The organism is Actinocrinis sp. (assembly GCF_035653575.1).
Lineage (GTDB): Bacteria > Actinomycetota > Actinomycetes > Streptomycetales > Catenulisporaceae > Actinocrinis.
In genome coordinates, this window is record NZ_DASRBQ010000114.1 from 1 (window position 1) to 12,299 (window position 12,299).

Genomic DNA, 12,299 nt, shown 5'->3' on the forward strand with positions numbered 1-12,299 from the left:
TCTGATGTCGTCGTCGGCCGATATCGTGTCAGGTCTACGGTGGGTCAGGGCGCAATGGGCCGAGTCAGTCGGGCTGAAGATATGGCCCTCGGCCGCGAGGTCGCACTGAAAGAGATCGTGCTCCCCGCTGGGGTCACTGGATCCGAGCGCACCCGGATCCTGGCGCGGGTGCGCCGCGAGGCCCGGATTGCCGCGCAGCTGAACCATCCCGGGATCGTTCGCGTCCACGACATCATCGAGCACGACGATGCCCCGCTGATCGTCATGGAATACCTCGACGGCAGATCCCTCGGCGCGGCGATCCGCGAGTCAGGACCGCTGCACCCTGCTCGCGTCGCGGGCATCGGCTCAGCCGTCCTCAGCGCGCTCGCCCACGCGCACTCGGTCGGCGTGGTGCACCGCGACCTCAAGCCCGACAACATCATGCTCACCCGTGACGGGCGCACGGTGCTCACCGACTTCGGTATTGCCCGCCGGTTCGACGACGACGGCACCGCGCTGACTGCTCCGGGGACGATCCTCGGAACGCCTGCCTTCATGGCTCCGGAGCAGATCGAAGGCAGGCGCGTCACGGCCGCGGCAGATCTTTGGTCACTGGGCGCGACTCTGTACCTGGCCGTGGAGGGGCAACTGCCGTTTGACGGCGAGTCGATGACCGAGATGTGCATGGCCATCTTGACTCGGCCCATGCGCGCTCCGCGCCGGGCCGATCGGCTCACCCCGCTACTAAACGCGCTATTAACCAAGGACCCTGCCTCGCGCGCCACCGTTCACACAGCTGCTTCGTACCTCGAGGCGTTCGCCGAGCCCGCACCCACAGCGCCGGAATCGGCCACTGAGATCGAACCGCCGACTTTAGCCGCCGACGATCCAAGTGCGCAGAGCGGAAGACCGCCCGTCGTCACGTCTAAGCCGATCCGTCCGCTTTGGCGCCGTCCTCTCGCACTCGTGCTCGTATGCACGGCCGCCGCAGTCGCTATAACGCCCGGCCTCCTGCCCTCGCCAGGCAAACCGAGTAGTAGCACCGGATCCGGCCGCACGACCGAGAATCCTGCCGCGGCTCCCACTGCTACGTCCACCGTTAAGGCGAAGCTCACCGCCACGGTGACAGACCCGGTCGCCACCTCCGACTCCGGAGGCGTCTACTCAGCCGCGTTCGCGCCCGACGGCACCACCCTGGCCGTTGGCGACGCCAACGCAAACACATATCTGTGGGATGCCCCCAGCGGCGATCTCACCGCCACACTCCCCCACCCCGACCCCCACCCCCTCAGCGGCGTCTTCCCGGTGGCATTCGCACGCAACGGTGCCACCCTCGCCACAGTCGATGGCAACACCAGCATCTATCTGTGGAACGCCTCCTCGAAGACGCTCACCGCCACCCTGCACGAACCTGACAGCGAGGGCATCGTGGCAATGACGTTCGCCCCGAGCGGCGACCTGGATACCGCGGACGACAACGGCAACGTCTACCGGTGGGACCCCGCAACGGGAAAACTCACCGCCACCACGAAACTTGGCACCTCGCACAACGTCTTCACGTCGGCGGTCTTCTCCCAAACCGGCACGAGCCTGGCCACCGCCGACTTCATCGACAGTGACGGCACGATCTACGTGTGGAATACGACAACGGGGAAGCTCACCGTCAGCTTCACCGTTCCCAAAGGCTCTGGCACAATCCCGCTGAGCTTCTCCCCCGACGGCGCCACCCTGGCCAGCGCCGACGACGGTAGCACCGTCCATCTGTGGAACACCACGACGGGCAAGCTCACTGCGACGCTGACGGTCCCCAACTACCAGGGTGTGACCGCGCTGACATTCGCCCCGGACGGCGCCACCCTGGCGGCAAGTACGAGCTCCGGCAACACCTTCCTCTGGAACGCCTCGACAGGCAAACTCATCGCCGCGATCGCCGACCCCGACGAGCAGCGCGTGAGCGTTACGGCGCTCAGCCGGAACGGCACCAACTTGGCCGCGTGCGATGGCGGCTCCGGCACCAATACTGCGACCTGTTACGTATGGCGCATAGCGGAACAAAAGCCTTGATCATCCTCTAAAGGCGGCGACAGCGCGGCTCGACACCAACAGCTGTGAGGGCCCGCGAGAACCACTTCGGACGCCACTCCCGCTGAAGTGCAAGTGTCGCGCAACCACCAGCAGTGGCGGCTAGATCTGCCGGCACCGCGAGGTTCGCTGCCGACGAACTGGATCTCACCGAGCGCTGTCCGGAATGCGAAGGCCCGCGCGCTGCGGTAGCGCTTGCTGCGCGAAGGGGCGACATCGTGCTTCGCGTCGTACTTGACTACCGCTGACCGGCCCTGCGGTAGAAGTCGAGGTGGCGGCGGGCCGCCTCGGTCCAGGTGTGCTGGGCGGCGAGGCGGCGTCCCGCGGTCTGTCGCCGGGGGTCGGCGGCGGTGAGCGCGGCACTCAGTTGCTCGGCGAGAGTGGCGGGCGTGGCGGCGAAGCGGGCAGCGTCGGCGAATACCTCGCGCAGGACGGGCAGGTCGCGTACGACGAGTGGCGTGCCAGCGGCCAGTGCTTCCATCGCGGCGAGGCCGAAGCCCTCTTTGACGGACGGGAAGGCGAACGCGTCCGCTGCCGCGACCAGGGGTGGCAGGTCGTCGTCCGGGACGGGGCCGAGCACGATGGGTTGTACGCCCAACTCTTGAGCGCGGGCTTCCCAGCGGGCGCGGTAGTCGCGGTAGTCGAAGAGGGTTTCGCCTCCTGCGATCACCAGCGCTGGGTCTGGGTGCTTGGTTCGGAGCAGCGCGTAGGCCTCGAGCAGGTCGAGAGAGCCCTTGCGAGGTTCGATGCCGCCGACGGTCAGGATGTAGTGGCCCAGTCGCTGCTTCCAGGCGCGGCGGGCGGCCGGATCGGTGTCGGCGAACCGTTCGTAGGCGACGCCGTTGGGGATGACCTCGGCCTTGATGCCCCAGCCTCGGGCGAGTTCGTCAGCGACGGAGCGGGAGACGCACACGTGTGCGTCGGGCTCGACGATGGCGCGCTCGTGGCACGCGGCGAGTTCCGGGGTGGTGAACTGGTCGAGATGATGAACGGTGCGTATGCAGCGTCCGCTCGGGAGGACGGCGTTGGCACTGATGCAGTCCTGGGCGTGCACGATGTCGTACTTGGCGGCCACGGGGTCGAACGCGTCGCGCAGCACTGCGATGGAGCGGATGATGCGGGGGCCGACGCCCTCGTTCTGCGGTCCGTCGGGGAAGGGCACGATGCGCAGGTGCACGGCCGGATCGACGGCGCGGAAGAAACCCTCGTCGCCGCCGCGTCCCAGGGTCCAGACGGTGACGTCCTCGCCGAGCGCGGCCAGGGCTTCGGCCAGGGCGAGGGTGTGGACGACGCCGCCGCGCGGTTTAGTTGAGTAGCTCAGCAGCGCGATTCTCACGAGCGTTTGTCCCGGTAGGCCTCGGGGCGGCGCTCGCCGAGGTGATGCAGGACCCTGCGAGCGCGGTCGATCTCGGCCGCGACGTCCACCTCGGCGACGGCGAGACCGGCCTTGGCCCAGGTGCGCGCCAGGACATCGCCGCCGGGGCCGACGACCTTGGCCTGGCCGAGGAAGCGCATGCCGCCCATCGCCCCGGTCTGGTTGGACGAGGCCAGTACGACCTGGTTTTCGGCGGCGCGGGCCTGGTCGTAGAGGTCGAAGAGTTTGGCCTGCCGGTCCTGGGCCATCCGCGGGGCCCGGTTGGTGATGCTGGTCGGCCAGGCGGAGAGGCAGGCGAGCAGTTGGGCGCCGTCCAGCGCCAGTGAGCGGGCCGATTCGGGGAAGGTCTTGTCGTAGTCGATGAGCATCCCGATCCGGCCGACCGGGGTGTCGAAGGCGTCGAAGCCGTCGCCCGGCGCGTACGCGGCGACCTCGCCCGCCGGGAGGTGGACCTTGCGGTGCCGGCCGAGCACGCCGTCGCCGCTGACGCAGACCGCCGCGTTGTACCGCTCGTCGCCGCCGTCCTCGCAGTAGCCGAAGCAGACGACCATCTCGGCGGCCAGCACGGCGACCCGGTGGATCAGCGGATCGTCCGGCTTGAGCGCGGGGGGCAGCGCTTCGGGGTCGGGATGGCGCAGGTCGGCGAGATAGCCGCCGAGGGCCGCGTCGGGGAGAACGAGCAGCCGGGCACCCTCGCGGCGGGCGTCGTCGATCAGTTTGGCGATGCGGGCCAGATCGAACTCCAGGTCGCGGCCGAAGTGGGCGGCCGCGGCCGCGATCCGGATGCTGGTCATGCTGCGAGCGCTCCCCCGGGGTGGACAGCCTGCGCGTACGTTTCCGGGCGCCGGTCGCGCAGGTGGCCCATGGACCGGCGGGCGGTGGCCAGGGCCGCGGCGACATCGAGTTGCGCTACCGCGAGCCCCGCGTCGACGCCGGTGTCCGCGAGGATCTCGCCGCCGGGGTCGACGACCTTGGCACTGGCGACGAAGCGTAGCGTCCCGAAGGTGCCCGACTGGTTCGCCGAGACCCACACGATCTGATTCTCCAGGGCGCGGGCGCGGTCGAACAGGTCGAAGCGCCGCTTCCAGCGGTCCTCGTTCAGATCGGCGGCGGGCTTGGTGCGCGCGCCGGGCCAGGCGGAGACGCAGACCCCGATCTCGGCCCCGTCCAGCGCGAGGGCGCGCGCTGACTCGGGGAAGGCCTTGTCATAGCAGATCATCATCCCGATGCGACCGACCGGGGTGTCGAAGGCGCGGAACCGGTCGCCGGAGGCGTAGCTGGCGTCCTCGTTCAGCGGCTGGTGCACCTTGCGGTGATTGCCGAGCACCCCGTCGCCAGTGACGCAGGCGACGCTGTTGTACCGGATCCCGCCATCGCTCTCGCAATATCCTGCGACGACGGTCATGTCCCCGGCGAGCTTGGCCAGGCGGCGCAGTTCCGGCCCGTCCAGCGCAAGCGGCGGCGGCCCCGGGTCGTCTTCGGCGCCGGTGTCGCCGTCGAGGCTGAGCAGGTACCCGCCGAGGCAGGCTTCGGGAAAGGCGAGAAGCTGCACGCCTTCCTCGCGTGCCTGCTTGATGACGTGTTCGATGACGGCGAAGTCCTCGTCGAGGTCGCGGCCGAACTCGGCGGCCACGGCCGCCATGCGCACGCTGCTCATGCGATTCCCATCCCGGTCACCGGCCCGTCCAACGCGGCCGTGATCTCTCCGTCGGGCCAGCGCAACCCGACTCCTCGGCCCTCGGCCAATATCCCGCAGTGCGCGCTGACGGCCGGACCGCCGGGAGGCGGCGGCGCGGCAGGGTCGTCGGTGGTGAGCATGGCGAATCCGGGGAAGCAGGTCAGCCAGTCCCCCATGCTCGCGTCGGGCGGCCGGGGTACGGCGGCCACGTCCAGCACGGCCGCGCAGCCGCTCGCCTCGGCCAGCATGCCGAGCGTGCCGACAACCCCTGCCATCGAGACGTCCTTGGCTGCGGCGGGTCTGGCGGCCGCGACGACGCCGAGCATCGCGCGCAGCTCCTCGGCGGCGCGGTGCGAGCTGGAATCCCATTGCCTGCCGCGATATCCGGGGCGCCAGCCGCCGTGCAGATCGGCCGTCAGCCGAACAGCGTGGCCCGGTCGTCCGCCTCCGCCGGGGATCGGGTGCTCGGTCCGGCCCAGCGCGGTGACCGTGAGCGCGGCGGGCACGCCGAACTGGGTGTGGCCGCCGAGAACCGGCACGCCGTACGCTTCGGCCGCGCGCGCGAGCCCGCGCAGGACCCGGCTCGCGTGCGCCGCGTCCTTGGCGCCGAGCGCGTCGAGCAGGCCGACCGGCCGCGCACCCATCGCCGCGAGGTCGTTCACATTGACCAGCACCGAGCACCAGCCCGCCCACTCCGGATCGCGCTCCACCATCGCCGGAACGATCGCGTCGCAGGCCGCGATGATGTCGGTGCCGGGCACGGGTGCGCCATCGTCGCCTATGAAGCCCGTGCCGCCGATCGCGGGAAGGGCGGCGAGTACCGTGCCGAGCTGGGCCTTGGTCGCCGAGACCAGGGCACTGATACGGCTTATCGGCCAGCGCATCAGCATGTGATCCGTGCCCGCCACGGTGACTGGGCGCACGCTGCGCCAGCCGAGCCGCGTGAACAGCGCCGCGTTGCGGGCCTGCACATTCGCCTCGAACCGAAGCACGCCCTCGCTCTCAGCACGCGCACACGCGGCGCGGACCAACGCCGCGCCGACCCCTCGCGGCCCGCGCGCGCCGGGCGCAACGACCAGCCGTCCTCCTTGCCACCAGCCGATATCCGGACCGTCGGCGACCGGCCCGAGCCGGACGCCGCCGATGATCCGGCCGGAGGGCTCGCGAGCGACGAGGACAATCGTGCGCGGATCCTGGTCGCAGGCATCGAGGTCGTGGCCGTCGAAGAGCCCTTGCTCATGGACGAACACCGCGCGACGCAGGTCGCGGTACGCCTTGATCGACGCTGTGTCCTCGGCCTGTGCGATGTGGAAGGCCGGTACGCGTGCCAGGGTGCTTCGATCTCCGAGCAGCGCGAGGATGTCGGGACCGGAGTCGCTGATCACGGGCGCCGGGGTGCCGTCGAGGTACATCCGCGTTCAGCCTCCCGCGCTCTGCAGCACGCTGCAGGCCCCGCACGCCGCGCACCCGGCCTTCTGGTCGGCGCCGGCCATCCCGGCCGCGCGCAACCTCGCCGCCACGCCCTCGGTCACATATCTCAGCACCTCAGCGCTCGGCGCGGGAACTCCGTCGCGCGCCGCGAGGGTGCCGCGCATCGGCCGGAACGGAACGACGAACGGATATACGCCGCGCTCGATGAGCACCCCCGCGCCGTCGATCAGTAGATCAGGGTCCTCACCCAGGCCGACGAGAAGGTACGTCGAGACACGGTTGCGGCCGAAGACGCGCACGGCCTCGCCCCACGCGGCGTCGTAGTCGGCCCTGGATACCGACGACTTCCCCGGCATCCAGCGGCGGCGTACCGCGTCGTCGAGCGCTTCGATATGAATACCGATCGATGTGGCTCCGGCGTCGTGCAGCTCGCGGATCCAAGCCAGGTCGCCGGGAGGCTCGCACTGCACCTGGATCGGTAGGCCGGGAACCGCGTCGAGCACTGCACGCACCGACCGTGCTAGCGCTCGCGCGCCCCGGTCGGGGCCGGCCGTGGTGCCGGTGGTCATCACCATCTGCCGCACGCCGTCGAGCCGCACCGCTGCCTCGGCGACCTCGGCGAGCTGGGCCGGCGTCTTCGCGGCCACCGTCGCCCCGGCGCGCAGCGATTCCTCGATGGTGCAGAAGCGACAGCGCTCGGCCTCGGCGTACCGGATGCAGGTCTGCACGACGGTCGTGGCGAGCACGTCCGCGCCGTGCAGCCGGGCGATGTGCTCGTAGGGCACGCCATCGGCTGTGGTCAGGTCGTAGAAGCGGGGCCGGGTCACGGGGGTGAGAGTCAGGCCGGTGTCCTGCTCGCCGAGCCAGACCCGGCCCTCGCGTACCGAATAAGGGCTTTGCGGATTGGTGGGCAACGCGGCGTTGGCACCGTCGATCAGCACGTGGCCGTCGTCGCTCGGCCCGGCCCCGTCCGGCCGCCGCACCGGGGTCTCGACGCGCACTCCGCGCAACGCGAGTTCGGCCCGGGTCAGGATACGTACGTCCACCGCGCCGGATGGCTGCATGCGCGGGGTCTCGGTGCCAACGCTCACGTCAGCCCCCTTACAGCTGGTAGGTGGAGTTGATGATCGCGCCCTTGCGCGCGTAGTGGATGATCGCGTCCTGGACGTCCAGCGGATGGGTCGGGATGACGCCCTCGATCAGGTCCTCCTCGCGGGCGCCGTGCAGGGAGAGCCCGAAACGGCAGCAGTAGACCTTGCCGCCCTCCGCGATGAAGGTCTTGAGCTGGTTGTTGATGTTGTGCTCGCCGGGGAACGCGGAGTTGCCTGTGGTCGGGAATCCGCGGGTGGCCAGGCAGTTGAGCGAGCCCGGACCGTAGAAGTAGATCGCGGACTCGAAGCCCTTGCGCAGTGCCCGGGTGGCCTGCAGCACGGCGACGAAGCTGACCGAGGACTCGTGCGCGATGCCGTGGACCAGCGTGAAGTAGGTTTCGCCGTCCTCGGCCTGGTAGTCGGGGAAGACCTTGGTCGCGCCGTAAATGGTCGAACCCTCGGGCAGCGCGGGGTGCGGGATCTCGGTGAGGGACTGCTTTTCGATGTCGGACAGTTCGACGGTCACGTGCGTCTCCTTATTGCTGGTTGGGATTGGGGTTGGGATCAGTCGTAAAGCTGGGAAAAGGTGGCGTGGAACACCCGTTCGCCGAGCTCGCCGCCGCCGACCGCGGCAGTCATCCGGGCGTGCTCGCCCGCGTAGTCGCCCCAGGGCTGGTCGCTGGCGAACAGCACCCGGTCATGGCCGACGCCGCGAAGCTCGATCTCCCGGGCCACCCAGTACGGAGCGAAGCCGATGGCCCAGGACAGGTCGGTGTAGACCCGCTTACCGGCCGCGATCCAGTCGAAGAATCGCGAGCCGATCAGCTTGATGTGGCCGCTCATGCCGCCGCCGAAGTGCACCAGGTGCACCGGCACCCGGTCGGCGTACCAGTCGACGAGGTGGCCGACCTCGTCGATGTCGGAGGCGGCGCCGGGCGAGGTGTGCACGTGCACCACCAGGCCCAGACGTTCGGCCTCGGCGAAGATCCGGTCGAGTAGCGGACGGCAGTCCGGGTCCGTGGGACGGCCGCCGAGCAGGAAGCTGAGTTTCAGCGCCCGCACTCCGCGCTCCCCGGCCAGGGCGAGGGCGGCCAGCGTGCGCTGTTCATCCTGCGGTCGCGGCGAGACCCAGAGCCCGGCGCGGATCCGTTCGTCGCTCTGCGCGGCCTCGATCGCCAGTTCGTTGAACGAAAAGGCGACCGCCGGGTCCGGCACCCCGTAGTTCGGGATGACCAGGGCGCGCTCGGTGCCCTCGGCATCGAGGTCGGCCACGAGCTGCTTGACGGTGGCGCGAGCGGAGATGTCCGGCTTGACCGGCGGGCCGCCGTAGAAGGGATAGGCGGGCAGCACGCCGATATGCCGGTGCGCGTCGAAAACCATGGCGGGCGACGGTCCTTTCCGGGCGTATCAGCCGACGGGAATAGCCGGAGTGAGCCCGGTAGGGGCGCCGGTGAGGGTGCCGCACACGTCCGCGAGACGGCGGGAGGCGTCGATGTGCCCGGCCAGGAACTCGGCGTCGCGTCCGACGGCCTCGAAGCGGCCTGAACCCCACGAGTGCTGCCACGGCAGGCCGAGGAAGTAGAGGCCGGGGCATACGGTCACGCCGCGCCAGTGCATCGGATAGCCGCGGCCGTCGAACACCGGAACCTCGATCCAGCGATGGTCGCGGCGGAAACCGGTGCTCCAGACCACCGAGGTGATCCCGGCCTCTGCGATATCCAGCTCCTCGACCTGCGCCTCCGGCTCCCATACCGGCACGTACCGCGCCTCTTCCGGCGCCTTGATGCCCTGGGCCGCGATGTGCGCGTCGATCGCGTCCTTGATGCTCTCGGCGACCGCGTCCGCGTGATCGAGATTCACCTTCAGGTCGTCGGCGAATTCAAGGCGCGTGCCGCTCACTCCGGTGAGCCGACCGTGCAGCCGCATGCCGTCTCGGGCGAAGGCCCGCAGGTCGATATCGCGTCCACCGTCGCGACCGGTCACGTAGTGGTTCACGCGCATCCGCACGGCGGAGGCGTCATCGAACTCGTCGATACTCTTCGCGTAGTAGCCCATCTCATCGAGCCACGCCACGCAGTCCCGCCCCCGATAGAAGCGCGCCACCCGCGGCGCGCTGCCGACCGCGAGATGCACCTGTCGGCCCGCGAGATGTAGATCCTCAGCGATCTGACATCCCGACTGCCCGGTGCCGACAACCAACACCGCACCAGCGGGCAACTGCCCGGCATTGTGGTAGCCGGACGAATGGATCTGCTCGACGCCGTCAGGCAGACGCTGCGCCAGTGGCGGCGTCGACGGCGTGTGATACGGACCTGTGGCCACCACGACCTGATCAGCGGTGAAGGAGCGGGCGGTGGTGGACAGCTCGAACACGCTGCTGCCGGTGGCGCGCGGGACCCGCCGAAGCCGGGTGACGCGCACACCCTCGAACAGAGGCGGGGCGAACGAGGCCGCGTACCCCTCGAGGTAGCGGACGACCTCGTCCCGCACCATGAACCCGTCCGGGTCATGGCCCTGATACGGGTAGCCGGGGAGCTTGCACTGCCAGTTCGGCGTGACCAGGCAGAACGAGTCCCAACGCCGCTCGCGCCACTCGTGCCCGACCCGGTTCGCCTCCACGACGAGGTGCTCAACACCTCTTTCGCGCAGGCAGTAGCTCATCGAGAGCCCAGCCTGCCCGCCGCCGACCACGGCCACGGGGACGTGCGCCCCGTCCAGGTGCGCCACCGGGCTCATCGCGCGTCCGGGCGTACGCCCCAGCGAACATGGGAGTACGACTCAGCCATCAGATCCGACCCTCCGTGCCGCTTCACTGGCGCGGCCGCCGTCAGTGCCATCGCTGCTGATGACTGCAACTTCAGCCCTGCGTGATTTCCAAGCAGAGACTTCCGGAACAAAGGGCTGTTACGGAAAGGTCATGAAGTTGGACGGCTGAGGATCCCGATCTCAGGCTTCTGAGGTGGACGTCAGGCTGTAGGCTCGGTTAGATCTCGACGACTCCAGCTTGGATCGGTCCCTGGTCACCGTAGTACGGGCCGGTCACGACGAAGACGAGGCCGGACCGGCTCCGCGAATCACGGCAAGTCAGCGGGATGGTGAACCGGCTGTAGCCTCCCGGCATTGCTGAAGACAAACGCGTCCACTTGTCCGGATCACCTAGGGCGCGGTTGATGAAGAAGTCCTGGTCGCTGTTCGCGGTGACGATGATGGTGCCCGCAGGGCCGCCGGAGGGCGACCACGAGACCACCGGAGCGGCCGAGGGGATGTAACCGTTCTGATCGTGGAGCACGTGCTCGGCGGCCGGGCCGAACGACTCCGGGTCCCGGGCCATCTTGTAATGCACGGCGTAGAAATTGTCGCCCGAGTTGCCGCCGGCTTCGTAGGTCATGATCCACAGGTCGTCGCGTACTTGCGCGACGGTGGTCATGCCTGGGCGCTGGCTGTAGTCGGTGCCCACCGAGTCGTTGACGACCGGGCCCCAGTGCCGCAGGTCCCTGCTGGTCTGATGCGCCAGCTTCTGCCCGTACTTCGGGTCCCGCTGGTCGGAGTAGTAACAGATCAGCCGGTCACGATGCAGCAGCAGGAACGGCTCCCACACTGGTGTGTAGCCGTTCTCCGGCACGGGCGCGCCGCCTTGCGCGATTGTGCTCAGGAACTGCCAGGTCACGCCGCGGTCGATACTTGCGTACAGCTCAATACTCGTCGACGAGAAATCGCCGAGCGAATTGCCGGCACACAGCACCGCGCCCTTGGGGAGACCGGCGAATGCGCGCGGCAACTCGTAAAGGAACGGCTGCAGCCACACCCCCGAGCCGTCGCCGAGATTGGGCACATTGCCCTGCGGATTCCAGGTACGGCCATCGTCATCGCTGCGGAAGATCGGGAATCCCGGCCTGCCGAATTGCTGGAATGTCGCCAGCAACGTCCCCGGTCTCCCCGGCCGCGAGTCGCTGAGCCGCACGGCTCGCGCGTATGAAGCCCCTGATCCGGGGTTGTCCACAATCACCGGTCCGAAGGGAGCCTCACCGCCCGCCTTACCCGAGCTCGTCGCCGCTGCTCTTGCCGGCCCAGCCACGCCGGCGGAAACCCCGATGGCCGCTGCCGTCGCAGTCCCGAGAAACACTCGGCGCGAAACGTTCGCAGCAGAGAATGCCCTGCCGTTCTCTGGTCGTGCGTCAGACGCGATCCATGGTGATTGACGATCACGGTGCATGATTTCTCCAATCGGAAGGTCTGCGGACCGACATGTGCGAGGCCTGACGCTGGTGACGGCGTCAGTCGGTGGCAACTTCAGGGGCTAGAGGAGCTGACCGTTGGCGGCGTGGCGGTCCCCTACAGACCGCCACGCCGTAGCCGGGTCAGTTAGTGCTGCACGTGACGCGCGGCCAAGTCCACTGCCCGTTGGGCGAGATGGTGACGCTCCAGTTGTTGCCGCTGCCGTTGGGTTTGGCGACCATCACGCTGGGCCAGGTGGCGCTGACGTTCCAGGTGGAATAGACCACCGCAGGGGCGACCAGGCACATCGTCACGGTCCAGTTGTTCGAGCCGGTGACAGAGAGTCGGCGTCGCTGAGGTTCCATTGGGTCACGCCGGGGCAGTGTGCGTTGTTCACGCAGGTTTTGATGATGTTGGCGTCGTCGGCAGCCGAGGACCGGCCGCG

General features: G+C 69.0%; 10 protein-coding genes and 1 pseudogene. 1 reads left to right on the forward strand and 10 read right to left on the reverse strand.

The window, feature by feature from the left end:
• On the forward strand, nt 1-2,046 hold a 2,046-nt coding region (locus VFA06_RS16085), incomplete at its 5' end, for a WD40 repeat domain-containing serine/threonine protein kinase (RefSeq protein ID WP_324841386.1).
• Between the two features lie 256 nt (nt 2,047-2,302).
• On the opposite strand, the gene VFA06_RS16090 is transcribed toward VFA06_RS16085, so the two are convergent.
• The 10 genes and pseudogenes from VFA06_RS16090 to VFA06_RS16135 all read right to left on the reverse strand — a co-directional run.
• Nucleotides 2,303-3,400: an MSMEG_0565 family glycosyltransferase gene (locus VFA06_RS16090; RefSeq protein ID WP_324841387.1), complete on the reverse strand. Its 1,098-nt coding sequence runs from the start codon at nt 3,398-3,400 to the stop codon at nt 2,303-2,305.
• Complete coding sequence (locus VFA06_RS16095) at nt 3,397-4,233, reverse strand: carbon-nitrogen hydrolase family protein (RefSeq protein ID WP_324841388.1); 837 nt, start codon at nt 4,231-4,233, stop codon at nt 3,397-3,399. Before VFA06_RS16095 ends, VFA06_RS16090 begins: the two co-directional genes overlap by 4 nt.
• Nucleotides 4,230-5,096 (reverse strand): carbon-nitrogen hydrolase family protein, encoded by an 867-nt coding sequence (locus VFA06_RS16100; RefSeq protein ID WP_324841389.1) that lies wholly within the window; start codon nt 5,094-5,096, stop codon nt 4,230-4,232. The genes VFA06_RS16095 and VFA06_RS16100 overlap by 4 nt, the downstream gene beginning before the upstream one ends.
• Entirely contained in the window at nt 5,093-6,529 is a 1,437-nt protein-coding gene (locus VFA06_RS16105) for an MSMEG_0567/sll0787 family protein (protein ID WP_324841390.1), read from the reverse strand. The genes VFA06_RS16100 and VFA06_RS16105 overlap by 4 nt, the downstream gene beginning before the upstream one ends.
• A 6-nt stretch (nt 6,530-6,535) precedes the next feature.
• Nucleotides 6,536-7,612, reverse strand: coding sequence for an MSMEG_0568 family radical SAM protein (locus tag VFA06_RS16110; RefSeq protein ID WP_349260208.1), 1,077 nt, complete (start codon nt 7,610-7,612; stop codon nt 6,536-6,538).
• A 37-nt stretch (nt 7,613-7,649) separates the two neighbouring features.
• Nucleotides 7,650-8,165 carry an MSMEG_0572/Sll0783 family nitrogen starvation response protein gene (locus VFA06_RS16115; protein ID WP_324841392.1) on the reverse strand — a complete coding sequence of 172 codons (516 nt, stop codon included), beginning with the start codon at nt 8,163-8,165 and terminating at the stop codon, nt 7,650-7,652.
• Nucleotides 8,166-8,203: 38 nt separating this feature from the next.
• Nucleotides 8,204-9,019: an amidohydrolase family protein gene (locus VFA06_RS16120; RefSeq protein ID WP_324841393.1), complete on the reverse strand. Its 816-nt coding sequence runs from the start codon at nt 9,017-9,019 to the stop codon at nt 8,204-8,206.
• Between the two features lie 27 nt (nt 9,020-9,046).
• A complete protein-coding gene (locus VFA06_RS16125; RefSeq protein WP_324841394.1) occupies nt 9,047-10,375 on the reverse strand; it encodes an MSMEG_0569 family flavin-dependent oxidoreductase in 1,329 nt (442 codons plus the stop codon).
• 247 nt (nt 10,376-10,622) lie between these two features.
• Nucleotides 10,623-11,561, reverse strand: coding sequence for a hypothetical protein (locus VFA06_RS16130; RefSeq protein ID WP_324841396.1), 939 nt, complete (start codon nt 11,559-11,561; stop codon nt 10,623-10,625).
• Between the two features lie 436 nt (nt 11,562-11,997).
• A pseudogene (locus VFA06_RS16135) lies at nt 11,998-12,198 on the reverse strand (hypothetical protein); the annotation flags it as partial.
• Between the last annotated feature and the right edge of the window lie 101 nt (nt 12,199-12,299).

Coding starts and splice junctions, on each gene's coding strand:
- VFA06_RS16095 (WP_324841388.1), bottom strand. CDS start 4,233: ATGACCAGCATCCGGATCGCGGCCGCGGCCGCCCACTTCGGCCGCGAC.
- VFA06_RS16125 (WP_324841394.1), bottom strand. CDS start 10,375: ATGAGCCCGGTGGCGCACCTGGACGGGGCGCACGTCCCCGTGGCCGTG.
- VFA06_RS16110 (WP_349260208.1), bottom strand. CDS start 7,612: ATGCAGCCATCCGGCGCGGTGGACGTACGTATCCTGACCCGGGCCGAA.
- VFA06_RS16105 (WP_324841390.1), bottom strand. CDS start 6,529: ATGTACCTCGACGGCACCCCGGCGCCCGTGATCAGCGACTCCGGTCCC.
- VFA06_RS16100 (WP_324841389.1), bottom strand. CDS start 5,096: ATGAGCAGCGTGCGCATGGCGGCCGTGGCCGCCGAGTTCGGCCGCGAC.
- VFA06_RS16120 (WP_324841393.1), bottom strand. CDS start 9,019: ATGGTTTTCGACGCGCACCGGCATATCGGCGTGCTGCCCGCCTATCCC.